Source organism: Arthrobacter koreensis (assembly GCF_009193255.1).
GTDB lineage: Bacteria > Actinomycetota > Actinomycetes > Actinomycetales > Micrococcaceae > Arthrobacter_B > Arthrobacter_B koreensis.
Genome location: NZ_WACG01000001.1, coordinates 1,377,603 through 1,393,935, shown reverse-complemented (window position 1 = coordinate 1,393,935; position 16,333 = coordinate 1,377,603). Strand labels below are relative to the sequence as shown.

18 protein-coding genes and 3 tRNA genes are annotated in these 16,333 nt (G+C 66.6%); 7 read left to right on the top strand and 14 right to left on the bottom strand.

Annotated features, from left to right (window positions below):
* Positions 1-109 precede the first annotated feature (109 nt).
* The gene (gene nadE / locus GD628_RS06660) at positions 110-931 is read left to right on the top strand and encodes an ammonia-dependent NAD(+) synthetase (protein WP_091600727.1); all 822 of its coding nucleotides are present in this window, start codon (positions 110-112) and stop codon (positions 929-931) included.
* A 503-nt stretch (positions 932-1,434) separates the two neighbouring features.
* On the opposite strand, the gene GD628_RS06655 is transcribed toward nadE, so the two are convergent.
* Together GD628_RS06655 and GD628_RS06650 are read right to left on the bottom strand one after the other, a co-directional pair.
* The gene (locus GD628_RS06655; protein WP_152274164.1) at positions 1,435-2,085 is read right to left on the bottom strand and encodes a CoA transferase subunit B; all 651 of its coding nucleotides are present in this window, start codon (positions 2,083-2,085) and stop codon (positions 1,435-1,437) included.
* Positions 2,086-2,089: 4 nt separating this feature from the next.
* Complete coding sequence (locus tag GD628_RS06650) at positions 2,090-2,752, bottom strand: CoA transferase subunit A (RefSeq protein WP_420837568.1); 663 nt, start codon at positions 2,750-2,752, stop codon at positions 2,090-2,092.
* Positions 2,753-2,937: 185 nt separating this feature from the next.
* Here GD628_RS06650 and GD628_RS06645 point away from each other — a divergent pair, with 185 nt between their 5' ends.
* From GD628_RS06645 to GD628_RS06635, 3 genes are all read left to right on the top strand, one after another.
* Positions 2,938-3,717: an IclR family transcriptional regulator gene (locus GD628_RS06645; protein WP_152274162.1), complete on the top strand. Its 780-nt coding sequence runs from the start codon at positions 2,938-2,940 to the stop codon at positions 3,715-3,717.
* A 602-nt stretch (positions 3,718-4,319) separates the two neighbouring features.
* Complete coding sequence (locus tag GD628_RS06640; protein WP_152274161.1) at positions 4,320-5,123, top strand: exodeoxyribonuclease III; 804 nt, start codon at positions 4,320-4,322, stop codon at positions 5,121-5,123.
* A gap of 2 nt (positions 5,124-5,125) precedes the next feature.
* Positions 5,126-5,980: a DUF8083 family protein gene (locus tag GD628_RS06635; RefSeq protein WP_152274160.1), complete on the top strand. Its 855-nt coding sequence runs from the start codon at positions 5,126-5,128 to the stop codon at positions 5,978-5,980.
* Between the two features lie 28 nt (positions 5,981-6,008).
* Here the strand turns inward: GD628_RS06635 and GD628_RS06630 are convergent, their stop codons facing one another.
* From GD628_RS06630 to GD628_RS06585, 10 genes are all read right to left on the bottom strand, one after another.
* Positions 6,009-6,620, bottom strand: a complete 612-nt coding sequence (locus GD628_RS06630) for a hypothetical protein (protein ID WP_152274159.1) — start codon at positions 6,618-6,620, stop codon at positions 6,009-6,011.
* Positions 6,617-7,219 carry a DUF6286 domain-containing protein gene (locus GD628_RS06625; protein ID WP_152274158.1) on the bottom strand — a complete coding sequence of 201 codons (603 nt, stop codon included), beginning with the start codon at positions 7,217-7,219 and terminating at the stop codon, positions 6,617-6,619. The genes GD628_RS06630 and GD628_RS06625 overlap by 4 nt, the downstream gene beginning before the upstream one ends.
* Positions 7,216-7,611: a hypothetical protein gene (locus GD628_RS06620; protein WP_091600739.1), complete on the bottom strand. Its 396-nt coding sequence runs from the start codon at positions 7,609-7,611 to the stop codon at positions 7,216-7,218. Before GD628_RS06620 ends, GD628_RS06625 begins: the two co-directional genes overlap by 4 nt.
* Entirely contained in the window at positions 7,608-7,799 is a 192-nt protein-coding gene (locus GD628_RS06615) for a DUF2273 domain-containing protein (RefSeq protein WP_055242076.1), read from the bottom strand. Before GD628_RS06615 ends, GD628_RS06620 begins: the two co-directional genes overlap by 4 nt.
* A gap of 80 nt (positions 7,800-7,879) precedes the next feature.
* Positions 7,880-8,344, bottom strand: coding sequence for an Asp23/Gls24 family envelope stress response protein (locus GD628_RS06610; RefSeq protein WP_091600740.1), 465 nt, complete (start codon positions 8,342-8,344; stop codon positions 7,880-7,882).
* A gap of 182 nt (positions 8,345-8,526) precedes the next feature.
* The gene (locus GD628_RS06605; protein ID WP_091600741.1) at positions 8,527-8,970 is read right to left on the bottom strand and encodes a pyridoxamine 5'-phosphate oxidase family protein; all 444 of its coding nucleotides are present in this window, start codon (positions 8,968-8,970) and stop codon (positions 8,527-8,529) included.
* Positions 8,971-9,061: 91 nt separating this feature from the next.
* Entirely contained in the window at positions 9,062-10,654 is a 1,593-nt protein-coding gene (locus GD628_RS06600) for an MFS transporter (RefSeq protein WP_152274157.1), read from the bottom strand.
* A 201-nt stretch (positions 10,655-10,855) separates the two neighbouring features.
* Positions 10,856-10,931 (bottom strand) — tRNA-Phe (locus tag GD628_RS06595).
* Positions 10,932-10,988: 57 nt separating this feature from the next.
* Positions 10,989-11,062: transfer RNA gene (locus GD628_RS06590), tRNA-Asp, on the bottom strand.
* Positions 11,063-11,123: 61 nt separating this feature from the next.
* A tRNA-Glu gene (locus tag GD628_RS06585) sits at positions 11,124-11,196 on the bottom strand.
* A gap of 157 nt (positions 11,197-11,353) precedes the next feature.
* Here GD628_RS06585 and GD628_RS06580 point away from each other — a divergent pair.
* Positions 11,354-11,713, top strand: coding sequence for a metallopeptidase family protein (locus tag GD628_RS06580; RefSeq protein WP_091600743.1), 360 nt, complete (start codon positions 11,354-11,356; stop codon positions 11,711-11,713).
* Between the two features lie 13 nt (positions 11,714-11,726).
* A complete protein-coding gene (locus GD628_RS06575; protein WP_091600744.1) occupies positions 11,727-12,656 on the top strand; it encodes a cation diffusion facilitator family transporter in 930 nt (309 codons plus the stop codon).
* Positions 12,657-12,665: 9 nt separating this feature from the next.
* On the opposite strand, the gene GD628_RS06570 is transcribed toward GD628_RS06575, so the two are convergent.
* Positions 12,666-13,661: a universal stress protein gene (locus GD628_RS06570; RefSeq protein WP_226802362.1), complete on the bottom strand. Its 996-nt coding sequence runs from the start codon at positions 13,659-13,661 to the stop codon at positions 12,666-12,668.
* 193 nt (positions 13,662-13,854) lie between these two features.
* On the opposite strand from GD628_RS06570, the gene GD628_RS06565 reads away from it, so the two are divergent.
* The gene (locus tag GD628_RS06565) at positions 13,855-15,288 is read left to right on the top strand and encodes an NCS2 family permease (protein WP_152274156.1); all 1,434 of its coding nucleotides are present in this window, start codon (positions 13,855-13,857) and stop codon (positions 15,286-15,288) included.
* 90 nt (positions 15,289-15,378) lie between these two features.
* On the opposite strand, the gene GD628_RS06560 is transcribed toward GD628_RS06565, so the two are convergent.
* Complete coding sequence (locus GD628_RS06560) at positions 15,379-16,272, bottom strand: spermidine synthase (RefSeq protein WP_091600747.1); 894 nt, start codon at positions 16,270-16,272, stop codon at positions 15,379-15,381.
* Positions 16,273-16,333 lie beyond the last annotated feature (61 nt).

Genomic DNA, 16,333 nt, shown 5'->3' with positions numbered 1-16,333 from the left:
CCAATCCTATCCGAGCGGGCCCTTTGGGCTCTTCGCAGCAGCGGGGTTCCCCGTCACAGAACGTCCGCCCCCTGCCCGGGCAAACAGCGCGTTGTATAGGCTGAACGCCATGCGCGAACTTCAAGCCGAAATCATTGCCGAAATGGGAGTGCACCCTGCCATTGATCCGGAAGCGGAGATCCGGCGCCGGGTGGACTTCCTCAAGGACTACCTGCACGCATCCCGGACCAAGGGGTTTGTGCTGGGCATCAGCGGCGGCGTGGACTCCACGCTGGCGGGCCGCCTGGCCCAGCTCGCCGTCGAGGAGCTGAACGCGGAGGGCACCGAGGCGAACTTCATCGCCATGCGGCTTCCCTACCGGGTCCAGCATGACGAGGATGACGCCCAGGCAGCCCTTGAGTTCATCCAGCCCAAGACCTCCTGGACGTACAACATTGGGGACGCGGTGGACGGCTTCGAGAAGGCCTACGCGGCCATGGAAACCGGGACCCTGAGCGACTTCAACAAGGGCAACATCAAGGCCCGGGTGCGGATGACCGCCCAGTACGCCGTAGGCGGGGAACACAACCTGCTGGTCATCGGCACGGACCACGGAGCTGAATCCGTCACCGGTTTCTTCACCAAGTACGGCGACGGCGGCGCGGACATCCTGCCCCTGTTCGGACTCAACAAGCGACAGGTCCGCTCCCTGCTCAGCGCCCTTGGCGCGTCCGACCAGCTCGTTGGCAAAGCGCCTACGGCAGACCTGCTCGACGGCGTTCCCGGCCAGACGGACGAAACCGAGCTGGGCATCACGTACGACCAGATTGATGACTACCTCGAAGGCCGCGACGTCTCCGACGAGGCCGCCGAGAAGATCGAGAAGCGCTACCTGATGACGCGGCACAAGCGGACGACGCCGGTTTCGATTCTTGATTCGTGGTGGAAGTAGGTTTCTTCGGCTCGCGGGCCCGGGAGGCCGGGTAGGCGAGTAGACCCGGGCGGGCCGGGGCCGGGCGGGCCGGGGCCGGGCGGGCCCGGGAGGCCGGGCGGGCCGGGGCCGGGCGGGCCCGGGAGGCCGGGCGGGCCGGTGGACCCGGGCGGGCCGGTGGACCCGGGCGGGCCGGAACGGCGGCAACGAAACTCCTACGCTCGCAGGGCTCGCTTCGGAGTATTAAAGCCGCCTAACCCGGCCTGTCCGGTCCCGTTGCGACGTGCGCTCGGGTGGGCAGGTGACGGGCGAGCCGTTTAGCCCGCCCCTGTCCGTGCGGGGTTTCCCGCGGGTCGTTGCTCCTGTGCCAGATGGGACCCACCCGGAGCGGGGATTCCCACGCATTGTTGCTCCTGTGCGCTGGTGTGACTCGCCGCAGCGGGGATTCCCACTCGTTGTTGCTCCTGCGAGAGGTGGGACCTCAGGAGTGAACATCAGTCACGGAGCGTGGGAAGGCGGGCGGGTCAGGCAGCCGGAATGGAATCCAAAGCCACGGTGAAAGGGGCGCCGGTGGTGGATTGGAGGGACTCGATGTCCTGGTCCGGAGCCATGCGGCGGAGAACCAGGGTGCCATCGTCGACGTCGAACACCGCGCGGTCGGTGATGATGCGGTCCACAACGCCGACCCCGGTCAGCGGCAGGTCGCACTCCTGGACGATCTTCGGACTCCCGTCCTTCGCGAGATGGTCCGTGACCACGATGACGCGCGGGGTGCCGGCTACCAGGTCCATGGCGCCGCCCATGCCCTTGACCAGTTTGCCCGGGATGGTCCAGTTCGCCAGGTCGCCGGACGCGGAAACCTGCAGCGCACCAAGGATCGCCGTCTGCACGTGACCGCCGCGGATCATCCCGAAGGACGTGGCCGAGTCGAAGAAGCTGCCCCCGGGAAGCACCGTCACCGTCTGCTTGCCTGCGTTGATGAGGTCGGCGTCTTCCTCGCCCTCGTAGGGAAACGGTCCCATGCCCAGCAGCCCGTTCTCACTCTGCAGGAAGACATTCACTCCGGGCGGCAGGTGGTTCGCCACCAGCGTGGGAATCCCGATTCCCAGGTTGACGTACTGCCCGTCCTCCAGCTCTTCAGCCGCGAGCGCCGCCATTTCATCCCGTGTCCACATGGTCTTAGGCCCCCACCCGGACCCGAACGGTCCGCTGCTCGATGTGCTTTGTCGTGTTCTCCGCGGGTACAACGCGCTGGACAAAAATGCCCGGCGTATGAATCCGGTCCGGGTCCAGGAAGTCCGGGGAAACGTGCTCGGCTTCCGCGATGGTCGTCCGCCCTGCGGCCGCGACCAGCGGGTTGAAGTTCTGCGCCGTCATTCGGTACCGGAGGTTTCCCTCGGCGTCGGCCAGGTGTGCCCGCACCAAGGCAATATCGGCCACGATTCCGCGTTCCAGGATGGCCCGGCGCCCGTCGAAGACCGCTTCGGGCTTACCTTCGGCGACTGGAGTCCCTATCCCCGTAGGGGTGTAGAAAGCAGGAATGCCGGCGCCACCCGCACGCAGCCGCTCCGCCAGGGTGCCCTGCGGAACGAACTCAACCTCAAGGTCCCCGGACAGATACTGTTCGGCGAACAGCTTGTTCTCCCCCACATAGGAACCCAGCACCTTGGAGACCTGCCTGTTCTCCAACAGGACGCCAAGGCCCTTGCCGTCCACGCCCATGTTGTTGGAGACGATCGTCAGCCCGCGGGCTCCGCTCTCGCGCAAAGCATTGATCAGGTTGACCGGGATTCCGCTCAGTCCAAAGCCGCCGACGGCGATGGTCATGCCGTCCCGCACCATCCCGGCCAGCGCTTCCCCTGCACTGCCTAGAATCTTTCCCGCCACGTGCACGCTCCTCAGCTCATAATGTGGACATACGCCATGTCTGGTTTCCGAGGCTAAATAGCCATCCCGGAAGGGTCAACGGAGGGAATCAAAGTGATCAGATGATGGCTATGACGCTCGGTTGCGTTCATAATGTGGGCATGGGTGAGGGAGTGCAGGGTGCGCAGGTTGTCCATCGGCTCGCGGGAGTGCTCCGGATTGTCAGCGCCGCGATGCCGGAGGGAATAACCACGAGCGACGTCGCCCGTGCTGCTTCCCTGCCCCGCCCCACCGCGCACCGCCTGCTCGCATCGCTGGCCGCCGAAGGGTTCCTGGACCACGACCGCCGCTCCGGCCGCTGGCTGCTTGGCCCGGAGCTGTACCTGATGGGATCCGTAGCCTCCGAACGGTATGACATTTCCTCCCTGGCGCGGGAACATGTCCGGGCCCTCGCTGAAGCGACGGGTGAGAGCGCCTTCTTCTCGGTCCGCCGCGGAAATGAGACGGTCTGCCTGCTGCGTGAGGACGGCGCGTTCCCGATCCGCTCCTTTGTTCTGCACGAAGGCAAGAGGTTTCCGCTCGGGGTGGCCTCCGCCGGGCTGGCCATCCTGGCGTTCCTGCCGGAACAGACGGTCGAAAACTACCTGGTGGACACCAATCTGGCTGCCGAACATGGGGACGGTCACGGCCCGGACGAGATCAGGGCCAGGATCCACGAGACGCGCGCCCTGGGTTACGCGGTCAACCCGGGGCTCATCGTCAACGGCAGCTGGGGTATGGGCGCGGCAGTCTTTGATCCCTCCGGGCAGCCGGCGTGGGCGTTGAGCCTCACGGGCATCGCACCCCGTTTCGCTGACGAACGCCGCCCGGAACTAGGCCGCCTGCTTCTGCATCACGCCCATGAACTCTCCCGAAAACTCCGCCCCTCCCCATCCCGGTAGATGCATCCCCCTAAATACCAGGAGATGCGGCTGTGGCTCCCCTGCCCGGTGAGCCCGGCCTCCCCGTCGGGACACGCCCGGGGGCAGGCCTGGAGCTCTTTTTCGCTCCACTTTGGAACATTCCGGCCAGTTCGGGAGATCGCTCCGCTTCGCCGCGGCCGAAAAGTTCCACACCGCACGAATTCCCCCAAACCGGAGCGATTCGATTCCCAGTTCACCCACACCGCCACCCAGCGGGGGCGACCGAAGCGCGCCGGGTCCACCCGCGCGCACAAAGCCAGTGAGGTTCGCAGGAGAGCACCACCGGGCCCACCCCCGCGCAACCAGCCGGCGAGGGTCATCGGAGAGCACCACCGGAGTCCGCTGACGCACAGAATCCGCCGGGCGGGCCGGGTTAGGCGGCTTTAATACTCCGCAGTGAGCTCTGCGAACGCAGGAGTTTCGTTGCCGCCGTTCCGGCCCGCCCGGCGGCCCCGGCGGCATCCGGCGGCCCCAGCCCCGGCCCCGGCGCCCATCCGGCACACCGCTGCGCATAGAACCTCCGCGAACACCGGCACCGGGATCGTAGGCCCCGCGTGCGCGGATTGGGTAACGTAGCAAGGGTGAAGATTGCTACCTGGAATGTGAACTCCATCCGTGCCCGAGCCGACCGCGTTGAGGCCTGGCTGCAGCGCTCCGACGTCGACGTCCTGGCGATCCAGGAGACCAAGGCCAAGGATGACAACTTCCCCTGGGACATGTTCGAGAGCAACGGCTACGAGGTGGCGCACTTTGGGCTGAGCCAGTGGAACGGCGTCGCCATCGCGTCCCGTGTGGGGCTCGACGACGTTGAGCGCACCTTCCCGGGCCAGCCGCACTTCGGCAAGACCGAGGAAACCACTGCCGCCGAGGCCCGCGCCATCGGTGCCACCTGCGGCGGCGTGCGGATCTGGAGCCTCTACGTTCCCAACGGCCGTGCCGTAGATGATCCCCACATGCCGTACAAGCTTGAGTGGCTGAAGGTCCTGCGTGACCAGGCCGCGTCCTGGGTGGAGGCTGATCCGAAGCTGAACCTGGCGCTGATGGGGGACTGGAACATTGCCCCGCGGGACGAGGACGTGTGGGACATCGACTGGTTCCGCGCCCAGAACGCCACCCACATCACCGAACCTGAGCGTGCCGCCTTCCAGGCGTTCCTGGACTCCGGTTTCCAGGACCTGACCCGCCAGTACACTGAGGGACCCGGTGTCTACACTTACTGGGATTACACGCAGCTGCGCTTCCCGAAGAAGCAGGGAATGCGGATCGACTTCGCGCTCGGCTCCCCCGCCCTGGCAGCCCGGGTCACCGGTGCCAGCATTGACCGGGAGGAACGCAAGGGCAAGGGCGCGTCGGACCATGCGCCCGTGATCGTGGAACTGGACTAGGAATGGCCGGGACACCGGAAGCGACCGTGTGGCGTACCTTCCCGTACGTGTCCTACCTTCGCGCCTATGAACCGCTGGACGCCTTCGACGACTCCCAGCAGATGCGCATCCTGAGCCAGCGTTCCCGTGCCCGCCACGAGACGGAAGTGCTGGAGCGCAGCGACGCCGTCCGCCGGCTGGTGCGTGCCGTCTCCGATCCGTTCCCGCACAATTCGACGGACCTGGTCCGCGTGCTTCACCACCCGGGTCCGGACGGCATCACCACGCGGCTGTACTGCCCCAATCAGCTTGCCGTCCGGACATCCCTGGCGGCAGAGTCTTTGGGCGAAACGGTCCAGGGGCCGCTGGTGGACGTGCTGCTGCCGGAGGTTGCCCGGGAGGCGCATGCCGCCCGCATCGACCCGGACTCGTTCGCGGATTCGCTGGCCAAGCTGCACACCCGCTCGGCCACGTGGGGCGTGCCGTTCGGCTGGTTCGTGCTGATGCATGAGGATGACCAGACCGAGGTCATCGAGGAGGACGGCCGGGTCCTCACCGTCCGGCTCTCCGCTCCCGTGCAGCAGTGCATTGAGCGCGCCCGGCACGCCGCGGCCGCCCTGGCCCTGGCTGCGCCGGAACTGGATCTGCTGGACGAACTCACAGACCTCGTGGCGTGGATGGAGGTCTTCTCCCCCTCCGCGGTCCTGGAGCTGGACTACGGCCCCGTGGCGGACCTCGTCTACCCGGACGATTCCCTGTCCGACGTGCGGCTGGGCATCGAGTCACTGGCCGACGGCGATATGACGGGCGCTGCCGCAGCGTACCGGCGGCTGGCCGGACGCTGGATTCCCATCCGGCAGCTCGCCCGCGCTTCCTGATCCTAGAAGGCTCCCCTTCAGTAAAGGGTCAGCGGACCCGTTCTTCCCGGCCCAGCCGGTACCGGCGGCCGGCTTCCAGGCTGATCAGCACTGTTGAGCTGCGGCCCAGCGCCGCGTCGAGGGCATCCACCAGGTTGGTGGCGTCCGCCGCCACGAGATGCGGTGCGGCGCCCTGCCGCGGCACGATCCGCACCCGCAGCCCGTTGCCGTCCACCAGCGCCCAGGTGCTGACTCCCACTGATGTGACATCCGGATCCTTCAGCAGGGCTTCGCGCAGTGCCTGCTCAGGCACCGAGCCGCTGATGGAAATGCGGCCGGGCGCGCCGTCGTCGTCATATTCGGCAACCAGCGTGTCTGCCCGTCCGCGGCCCTGCGCGGCAATCCACAGCACCAGCAGGACGGCGCAGACCACCATGGCCAGTGCAAGAGCGGGCCAGAGCCAGCTTTGGCGCTGCCCGGGAATAGCTGTGTCGCTGAGCAGGCGTCCGCCGTCGGCCAGGATGCCCGGCGCGGTGTCCTGCCACCAGCGTGCGGCGGCGGGGTCCACGCTCAGCAGCACGAGCCCGCCTCCGAGGACAAGCAGCAGCACTCCGCCGATGCCCAGGAGGATCCGGTTGAGGGAACGTGGTGTCCGGTTCACTGTCCGATCGCCCCCACGGTTGAGACGAGCACGCTGACTGCCGGCTGCGGCTGGAGTCCGGTGAGCGCCAGCTCATCCTTCACGGCTGCCCGCACAGCCTCCGAATCGACCGGGATTCCGGACGTGGGGCGGACCCGCACCTCAACACGCGTCCGGCCGACGGTCACCAGGACCTGCTCGGAGGTGACTCCCGCGGTTAGGCGGGCACGGCGGGCCAGCGAGGAAGCGAGGACTTCGGCATCCACGACGACGGCGGCGCGCGGGTTGGGCAGCGAATAGCGCGCCCGGCGTCCGGGCAGCACTGCCATCAGGAAGAACCAGAGCCCGGCAAGGAAGATCAGGGCCCCGGCCAGACCGAGCATCAGGGGGTCGGCGTCGCGCGGCAGGCCTGCGAGCCAGTGCGCAAACGTCGGCGGATCGATCAGCCATTCATCCTGCCCCAGGGACTGCAGCACCGATTCGAGCAGGACGTACAGGCAGAACAGGATGCCCAGGACGGCGGCAATCACTACGGGAACGGTTCGCGCCGCGTGGGTTTCCCGGCGGACGATCCGGGCGGTCGACCCCTCGGTTGGCGGGGCGGCAGTGGTCTCGCTCATTTCACCCGGCTCCCTTCCTGGACCCGGATTCCGGTGACCCGGATATCCACGAGGGAGAGGATTGAACCGGTGAGGTAGGTGATGCGTTCCAGCAGCACGGGTTTGGCCGCATGGGCACGGTCCCACACCGAACCGCCGGTCCGGGCCACCAGCCCGGGATCCTTTACGACGGCTTCCAGCGGGGGCATGGTGACCGGCAGCGCCAGCGACAGCGCCAGCAGCCCCTGGTCATCGCTCCAGGTGACACGCACCGCCGAGGCGGCCACCCCGAAGTGTTCAGCCGCCACGGCCTGCGCGGTGCTGGTCAGTGCCTGGGTGCTAATCCGGTTATGCCCGGCCAGCGGCGGAGCGGTGAGGGGTTTGGCCTCCCCCGGAACAACGGCAGTGCTCATGAGGACGAACGGCGCCCGGTGAGCGCGTCCCGGACGCTGCGGAAGTCGACCTTGCCCTCGGCTGCGCGGCCAAGGAAGGCACCGACGGCAATAAAGAGTGCCATCAGCAGGAAACCCCAAAAATCGAAGAGTAGAGCGGTGAAAGCCAGTACGGCACCTACGGCCATGCCCACGACTGTCGGTTTCATTGTTCCTGCCTTACCCGTCGTCCCCCGCGGGGAGGAATCCGCATTAGTTGGTCTGTCGAAGCCCGGAAGGTTCCGCATGCTCAGTCCTGGCCCCCGGCCGGGCGTTTGGCAGCCCGGGGATCCAGTGCCTCCGGAACATGCACGTCCGCGACGGACACGTTGACCTCCACGACATTCAGGCCCACCAGGTCCTCCACGGCGGCGTAGACGGCTGAGCGCACGGAGTCGGCCAGCCCGGTCAGCGGGATTCCGTAGTCGGCCACCAGGGTGATGTCCACGGCGGCCTCGGTCTCGCCCACCTCAACATTCACCCCGGCAGTAGCGCTGCTGTCGGAGCCCGCGACGGCGTCCCGCACCGCGCCCAGCGTACGTCCGGCGCCGGTACCCAGGGTGTGGACGCCCGGAACTGCGCGTGCTGCAATGGCCGCCACCTTGGCCACGGCCTGCTCGGCGATGGACGTCCGGCCGCCGGGCTCTTCAGCGGAAGCGGATCCTGACGGGTTTGCAGCGGCTCCTCCCGGGACCGGCGGAACATGCGGCTGCATAGGGGCCGATGCGGGCTTTGGGCCGGGACCGGGCGGCGGGGAGACTGCACCCGAACCGGCCGGCGCGGGGCTCAATGGCTGGTTTTCGGCAGCGGCAGGACCGTTTCCCGGTGTGATCTGGGCATCTTCCATAAAAGCCAAGCCTATCCCCTCACCTGCGGAATTGGGCAGGGAGGCCGGCCTCAGCCCATACGGACGCGGCGGCCGGTCACCTGGGTCGGATCGATTCCCACGAACAGGTTCCGCTGCCCGCCTCCGTAGGGTGCGGCGCTGCGCATACCCCACAGCCTGGTCAGCAGCGAATCGTCCCGGACGGCGTTGGCGGGCCCGCTGACCAGGACGGACCAGCCCGCCATGGCATCGCCGTCGTGCGAATCGACCTGGAATGAAGTGTTCAGGTCTCCGGGCAGGAGCGCCAGCCCGCTGCTTTCGCTGGTGCGGAAATACACGTTCTTCTCATGTACCAGGTAGTTCACCGGGAAGACCAGGAGCCTCCCGTCCTGCAGGAACGCTATCCTGCCGGTCTCCTGGCCGCCCAGCAGGGACCAGCACTGGGCCTCGCTCAGCTCTTCGTTCTCATGCGGGCTGACTGAGTCCCACTGGAACGCTTCACTGCTTGGAATCATCGTTGACCTCCACGTAGTTGGGGTCCCAGTGAATCCGGGAACGGCAGGGATGGGAAGGGTTCCTTGCCCAGCCGTGGACGGCGCGGCTGGATCAGGCCAGGACAGTTCCGGCGCCGGAGGAGGGTTCCGTTTCCGAAAGCTTCCGCATCCTGAAGGACACCAGCAGTCCCAGGCCACCGGCGAGGATCGGGATGCCAAGCGCAATCTGCAGGGCGGCCGGCCGCGCCTCCGTATTGATGCGGAGGATCTCGGCCTGGCTCTCTTCCGGCTGGCCCTGCAGCAGTTCCTGGAGCTGGATATCGCTCAGGAGCTGCGAGTCGTCCTCCAGTACCCGGGCAACCTGCTGCTTTTCGTTGTCCGGCAGCACCGTGCTGGACTCTGACAGACCTGTGAAGATCAGGGACAGCGCCGCCAGCATGATCCCGCCGGCAAAGGCCAGCCCGAAGGACAGTCCAAAGGAGCCGGCAGCGGAGTTCACGCTCGCGGCCTCGCTGACCCGTTCGTCGGAGATCGGAGACAGCGTGTAGTTGTTCAGCTGGGAGACCAGCAGGCCCAGCCCGGATCCGGCGACGAGGAGCGGGAGCAGAAGCCACCATCCGGAGTCAGCGCGGGGTATCACTGGAAGGAGCAGCACCAGGCCCGCGACAAGGAGCATGAATCCCCACCGGATGCGGCTGGCCGGACGCCGCCTTCCGGCGCGCTTTCCAGCGAGCAGAGCGACGGCGAACATGGTCAGCGAGAGCGGGGCAATGGACAGCCCCGATTCCATGGCGTTGTAGCCGAGCACCATCTGCAGGTAGATGGGCAGCACGATCATGGTGCCGCCCAGGGCGATCTGCTGCTGCATCTGCCCCGCGGCGCCAAAGCGGAACGGCTTGGACCGGAACAGGTCCGGGTCCAGCAGAGTAGGCTTCCCCCGGCGTTTGCGCCTCAGCAGCCACAGCACCAGCGAGCCCAGCCCGACGGCGCCGGTGGCCAGCAGCGCTCCCACAGCCTCGCCGCCCTCCTGCCACACCAGAACGCCCAGCACGATTCCGCCCATCCCGAGGATGGACAGCAGCGATCCAACGAGATCAAGCGTCCGCGGGCCTTCGTAGGGAACGTCGTGTACGAGTTTAATGCCGGCCAGCACAACGGTGATGACAAGGGCTTCGAGCAGGAACGCTACCCGCCAGGACAGGAAGGTTGTGATGAACCCGCCCAGCAATGGGCCGACCGCCGCGGCGATTGCGGCCGAGGCTCCAACCAGCGCGTAGACCCGCTGCTGCGCCTGACCCTCGAAGTTGCCATGGATGAGGGACTGGATTGCCGGCAGCAGCAGAGAGGCGCCGAGGCCGCCAATCACGGCCCAGAAGAGAATTATCGGCAGCAGGCTCTGCGCCAGGGTCATGGCCACGGCTCCGGCGGCGTAGCAGACCAGCCCGGTGACATAGGCCCGCTTGCGCCCGAAAAGGTCGCCGGTCTTGCCCCCGATCAGGATGAACGCCGCCGAGACCAGTGCCTCCAGGGCAATCGTGGACTGGAGGCCACTGACCGTCGCACCGACGTCGTGCACCACTGCGGAGATTGAGACATTCATGATCGAGGTATCAACCACCAGCACGAACATGGCCATGGCCAGCAGCAGTGCCAGCCGTCTGTTGAACGGCTCTTCCCGGGGTCCGCCGCCGCGCGCCGGACTCATGGGTGCTTTCCTTCCGGACCGGGTGCGCCCGGGCAGGCCTTCAAACCGGGCATCCGTGCTCCTCTGACGGCCCGGGTTCGGGCCGGCCGGCGGCTTGATCCCCCACCAGCATGCAACCACAGCCGATCCCGGGAGGGAAGAAGGAACCGGAACGCTTTCGAACAAAGAAAAACCCCGCACTCACGAGTGCGGGGTTTTAGCTGGTGGCTCCGACCGGCGTCGATCCGGTGACCTTTCGATTTTCAGTCGAACGCTCTACCAACTGAGCTACAGAGCCGGGCATCATCGAAGAGATGATCACCGAGATCTTCCAAATCGCTTCAGAAAATCTGAGCGACCCTGACGGGACTTGAACCCGCGACCTCCGCCGTGACAGGGCGGCGCGCTAACCAACTGCGCTACAGGGCCTTGCTTTTCACGAGTGTAAACTCTACCAGCTTTTCAGCGGTTGAATTACCACTCTCGTGAGTACCCCCAACGGGATTCGAACCCGTGCCGCCGCCGTGAAAGGGCGGTGTCCTAGGCCGCTAGACGATGGGGGCTTAGAACACGCAGCTTTCAACTTGGCTGACACCGAAAACTTCCCGGTTTCAGTCGTGTTTCCCGGCTGCGGACTTATAAAACTATAGGGCCTACTCGCGCGATCTTCAAAATCGGGTTCCGGGCACCCCCGGCTAGAGTGGAAATGTGCCGATCGAGATGAGCCCCGATGACTTCGAAGCCGCCGTCGACGATGCCCTGAACTCCATCCCGGAGGACCTGGCCAGGGCGATGAGCAACGTAGCCGTCTTCATCGAGGACGAGTACATTCCCGGCCCGCACGAAGACCCGGAAACCGAATTGCTGGGCCTGTATGACGGCACGCCGCTGACCGAGCGCGACTCCTGGTGGGGTGCCGGCTCGCTCCCGGACCGGATCGTCATCTTCAGCGGTCCGCTGACCCGGATGTGTGAAACCAGGGAAGAGCTCGTGGACGAAATCCGTATCACCGTGATCCACGAGGTAGCCCACCACTTCGGCATCGACGACGCCCGGCTGCACGAACTGGGCTGGGGCTAGCTAGCCTGTAAGCATGGGCGATCATTCCGGCCACAGCCATGGCCTGCCGTCAGGCACAGCCACGGGCAGGCACCGCCGCAAATTGCTGGCCGTTTTCCTTATCACCATTACCGTCGTGGTCATCCAGACGGCCGGGGCACTCGTCTCCGGTTCCCTGGCCCTGCTTGCCGACGCCGGACACATGCTTTCTGACGCCGCAGGCGTTTCGATTGCGCTGCTCGCAGCCTGGATAGCTGCCCGCCCGCCCACCGCGAAACGCACCTACGGCTATCAGCGGGCAGAGGTCCTGGCGGCGCTGGCCAACGCGGTGCTGCTGATCGTGATCGCCGTCGTCATCTTCACCGAGGCAGTGCGCAGGATTGGGGACGCCCCGGAGGTGCACACCGGGATCATGCTCTCCGCTGCGATCCTGGGCGGACTGGCCAACCTGGTTTCGCTGCTGATCCTGCACTCCGGGCGAAAGGAGAGCCTGAACGTGCGCGGCGCGTACCTGGAGGTCCTGGGGGACCTGCTGGGCTCGGCGGCCGTGGTGGTGTCCGCCGTCGTGATCATGCTCACCGGCTACCAGCAGGCGGACGTCTGGGCGTCGTTCCTGATCGCAGCCATGATCCTGCCGCGCGCGTGGTCACTGCTGCGCGAAGTGATCGACGTGCTGCTCGAGGCCACCCCGCAGGGGGTGGACGTGGAGATGATCCGCGAACACATCGTCCGGGTGGACGGCGTGCAGGACGCCCATGACATCCACATCTGGACCATCACCTCCGGGGTCCCGGTGTTCTCCGCGCACGTGGTGGTGGATGAGGAATACCTCACGCCGCACGGGATGGACACCATCCTGGACCGGCTCTCGGGCTGTCTTTCCAGCCACTTCGACACCGAGCACTGCACGTTCCAGCTGGAACCTGAGCGGCATGCCGTCCACGAGGGTGAACGGCACGCCTAAACCCGGTTCCTAGTCCTCGGCCATCGGGCCGAAGGTTGCCCGGTCCGCCAGGCGGGGGTCGTCATAATCGGGAACCACCATGACGGGGCCCTTCGCGTGGTGCAGCACGCTCTGGCTGGTTGAACCCAACAGCATGCCGGCAAATCCGCCGCGGCCCCGGGTGCCCAGCACCACGAGTTCAACGTTCGCCGTGCGGCCCACCATCACCTCGGCCGGCGGGCCGTCCACGAGCTCCACGGTCATTTCCACGTCAGGGAAGTGGCTCTGCAGCCAGTTCCGGCCGGCGTTTAGCTGTTCCATCAGTTCAGCGTGCAGCGCGTCGACGTCCAGCGGGGCCGGAACCCAGGCGAGCGAACCGCTGAAGGGCGGCAGGGCACAGACAATGCGCAGCGGGAGGCCCGTGCTGCGTGCCTGCTCGGCGGCGACCAGGGAAGCTGCCCGCCCCTGCTCGGAACCGTCAACGCCGACGACGACGGCCTGGTGCACGTCATCCGCCACTGGAGAACCCGCCGGGGCGGAGATGCCGGATTCCGGCAGCCGTCCGGCCGTTCGAAGCGGAACAATCACCGTGGGGCATTTGGCATGGGCAGGCACGGCACTGGATACCGAGCCGAGCAGCCGGCCAACGAATCCGCCGCGTCCGCGGGATCCAACCACCATGAGTTCGGCGTCTTCGGACAGTTCCAGCAGCACCGCCGCTGCGTCGCCGCTCTCCACCCGGGAGATGACTTCGAGTCCCGGCTGGGCTATCCGGGCAAGGGCTTTTTCCTGGACGGAACGGGCGCCGTCGCGAATCACCGCGTCGTCGACGGCCGTGTACCCGGCGTCCATGGACGACGCCGCGAAGATAGGAACGGTATAGGCCGTCACCACGTGCAGCGGAACGCCGCGGCGCCGCGCTTCCCGGGCCGCCCAGGTAAGGGCGCAGATGCTCTGGTCCGAGCCATCCACTCCCACCACGATTCCGGAGCGGACCGGGTCCGCCTCAAACTCAGCATCGAACACAATCGGCTCCCTTCGGGGTGCACACAACCACCCTTGGCTGCGCTCCTAAAGCCAGCCTACCCGCCGCCCCGTCTGCGGAGCATGCATGTTTCGACGCCGGCCACAGCATTAAAAGCTGCGGGCGGTGCGGGTCTAATATCGAAGCTGGGGCATTCGCCCGCTCCCGCACAACACTCACTCAGAGGAAACAGTCATGCTCAAGCAAGGTTCAAGACTGGACCGGTATTTCGAAATCTCCAAGCGGGGCTCCACGGTTGGTACGGAGATCCGGGGAGGCCTGGCCACATTCTTCGCCATGAGCTACATCGTGGTCCTGAACCCGCTGATCCTCGGAGGGGAAGACGGTGCGGGCAACGTCCTGGGCGGGCCGGCCATCGCTGCCGCGACGGCGCTGGTCGCCGGCGTGCTGACCATCATCATGGGCGCCTGGGCCAAGCACCCCTTCGCGATGGCAACCGGCCTGGGTGTCAACGCGTTCGTCGCGGTGACCGTTGCCACCAATGAGAACCTCACCTGGCCGGACGTCATGGGCCTGGTGGTCCTGGCAGGTATCACCATGTTCATCCTGGTGCTCACCGGCTTCCGGACTGCCGTCTTCAGGGCAGTTCCCGCCAGCCTGAAAACCGCCATTGTGGTGGGCATCGGCTTCTTCATCGCGCTGCTTGGCTTCGTGAACGCCGGCTTTGTGCGCCGCGTGCCCGACGCCGCCGGCACCACCGTCCCCGTAGAGCTTGGCTCCGGCGGCGCGCTGCTCGGCTGGCCCACCCTGGTGTTCGCCTTTGGCCTGATCCTCACCATTGCCCTGATGGCCCGGAAGGTCCGCGGCGCGATCCTGATCGGCATCCTGTCCTCCACCGTGCTGGCCGTCATCATTGAGAACGTCGCCTCCCCCGGTAACCAGGGTGCCGGCGTTGCCACCGGCTGGTCCCTGGTCACCCCGAGCATGCCCCAGTGGGGTGCGCCGGATCTGTCCCTGATCGGCAACTTCAGCCTGTTCGGCTCGTTCGAAAAGCTGGGGATCATCGGCGCATCCCTGCTGGCCTTCGTGATCCTGCTCAGCATCTTCTTCGACGCCATGGGAACTATGGTGGGCCTTTCCACCGAAGCCGGAAGCATCGACAAGGACGGCAACATCCCCAACGTCGAGCGCGTACTGCTCGTGGACGCGGCCGGTGCCATTGCCGGCGGCGGTGCCAGCGTCTCCTCGAACCAGCTCTTCGTCGAATCCGGCGCAGGCATCGGCGAAGGGGCCCGCACCGGCTTCGCGTCGATCGTCACCGGCCTGCTGTTCATTGCAGCCATGTTCCTGACGCCGCTGATCTACCTGGTGCCGTTCGAGGCCGTGGCCCCGGCGCTGGTTGTGGTGGGTTACCTGATGGTCACCCAGGTGGCGAAGATCGACTGGTCGGACATCGGCCTGGCGCTCCCGTCCTTCCTCACCATCGCGCTGATGCCGTTCACCTACTCGATTGCCAACGGCCTGGGCGCAGGCTTCATCGCCTACGTGATCATCCGCACGTTCCAGGGACGGGCCCGGGAAATCCACCCCGTCATGTGGATCGTCGCTGCGGCGTTCGCCGTCTTCTTCTGCGTCGGTCCGATCGAGGCAGCACTCGGCCTGGCCTAGGCTCCCGCCGGCTGACAGCTGGCGCAACCACGAAAGGTGCCCCTGCCGGTTCGCCGGGGGCACCTTTTTTGTGGATCTGCGCCAGGCACCTCAGGTGGGCTGCTGGGCTCCGCTGCTGCCGGCGTCGCCCATTCCCGGATCATGGATAACGGCTGAGCCGCGGCCGAAGGACCGCACTTTCGGGTCGTCCCAGAGGTGGGCCGGCATCGCCCCGCCCAGCAGCGTACGCGGCAGCGAGGCGTCCCCGGCGAAGGGAACGTCCGAACCGGCGATGATGATGTTGCCGTAGCGCCTGCCCTTGAGCATCGCCGGATCCGCGACGATGGCGGTGTGCCGGAAGGCGGAGGCAATCGTCGCCGCTTCCCGCCGGGCAGTCAACAGGTCCGGTGAGTCTCCGCAGTTGACCACGTACAGGCCGTCCGCCGCCAGCACGCGCTTGGCGTGGACCAGGAACTCGGCAGAAGTCAGAGGGACCGGGGTCTGGTCCCCGGCGAAGACGTCGCGGATGATCAGGTCCCGGCTGTCGGTGCTGAGGGATTCGGTGACTTCCCGGGCTTCACCCACGCGCAGGCGCATCAGCGGTGCGCGCGGAAGATCGAACCAGCCGCGCACCAGTTCGGCCAGTTTTCCGTCCAGTTCGACGACGACCTGCCGGGCAGCGGGGTAGGCGTCCGCGAAGTAGCGCGCCATGGAGCACGCGCCCCCGCCCAGATGCAGCGCCCGGAGTTTGGTGTCCGCGGGGAACCGGGATTCGACCAGGGCCGCGATCCAGCGCATGTACTCGAAATCCAGCTCACGGGGATCGGCCAGGTCGATGTGAGAGGAATGCACACCGTTGATCTTCAGCAGCCAGCCGGTGGAGGAGAACTGGTCCGGGAGCAGTTCGCAGGTTCCGGTGTCGATCTCATAGCGTCCTGCCACCGGACCGTTTCCGGTGGCAGAAGCTTCGCTGGGGGTACCTTTGCCGGGACGCTGGCGGCCCATCAGGAAACTGCCGGGGGAAGGTGGGTGGGGCTCATGCTTCAAGCTTAGGCTTCGGGCGGCT

Excerpts from the sequence above, each read along its gene's own strand:
- GD628_RS06600 (WP_152274157.1), bottom strand. The coding sequence starts at position 10,654 with ATGAGTCCGGCGCGCGGCGGCGGACCCCGGGAAGAGCCGTTCAACAGA.
- GD628_RS06625 (WP_152274158.1), bottom strand. The coding sequence starts at position 7,219 with ATGAGCGAGACCACTGCCGCCCCGCCAACCGAGGGGTCGACCGCCCGG.
- GD628_RS06610 (WP_091600740.1), bottom strand. The coding sequence starts at position 8,344 with ATGCAGCCGCATGTTCCGCCGGTCCCGGGAGGAGCCGCTGCAAACCCG.
- GD628_RS06615 (WP_055242076.1), bottom strand. The coding sequence starts at position 7,799 with ATGAAACCGACAGTCGTGGGCATGGCCGTAGGTGCCGTACTGGCTTTC.
- GD628_RS06575 (WP_091600744.1), top strand. The coding sequence starts at position 11,727 with ATGGGCGATCATTCCGGCCACAGCCATGGCCTGCCGTCAGGCACAGCC.
- GD628_RS06565 (WP_152274156.1), top strand. The coding sequence starts at position 13,855 with ATGCTCAAGCAAGGTTCAAGACTGGACCGGTATTTCGAAATCTCCAAG.
- GD628_RS06650 (WP_420837568.1), bottom strand. The coding sequence starts at position 2,752 with ATGGTGCGGGACGGCATGACCATCGCCGTCGGCGGCTTTGGACTGAGC.
- GD628_RS06655 (WP_152274164.1), bottom strand. The coding sequence starts at position 2,085 with ATGTGGACACGGGATGAAATGGCGGCGCTCGCGGCTGAAGAGCTGGAG.
- GD628_RS06645 (WP_152274162.1), top strand. The coding sequence starts at position 2,938 with ATGGGTGAGGGAGTGCAGGGTGCGCAGGTTGTCCATCGGCTCGCGGGA.
- GD628_RS06605 (WP_091600741.1), bottom strand. The coding sequence starts at position 8,970 with ATGATTCCAAGCAGTGAAGCGTTCCAGTGGGACTCAGTCAGCCCGCAT.
- GD628_RS06620 (WP_091600739.1), bottom strand. The coding sequence starts at position 7,611 with ATGAGCACTGCCGTTGTTCCGGGGGAGGCCAAACCCCTCACCGCTCCG.
- GD628_RS06580 (WP_091600743.1), top strand. The coding sequence starts at position 11,354 with ATGAGCCCCGATGACTTCGAAGCCGCCGTCGACGATGCCCTGAACTCC.
- nadE (WP_091600727.1), top strand. The coding sequence starts at position 110 with ATGCGCGAACTTCAAGCCGAAATCATTGCCGAAATGGGAGTGCACCCT.
- GD628_RS06560 (WP_091600747.1), bottom strand. The coding sequence starts at position 16,272 with ATGGGCCGCCAGCGTCCCGGCAAAGGTACCCCCAGCGAAGCTTCTGCC.
- GD628_RS06635 (WP_152274160.1), top strand. The coding sequence starts at position 5,126 with ATGGCCGGGACACCGGAAGCGACCGTGTGGCGTACCTTCCCGTACGTG.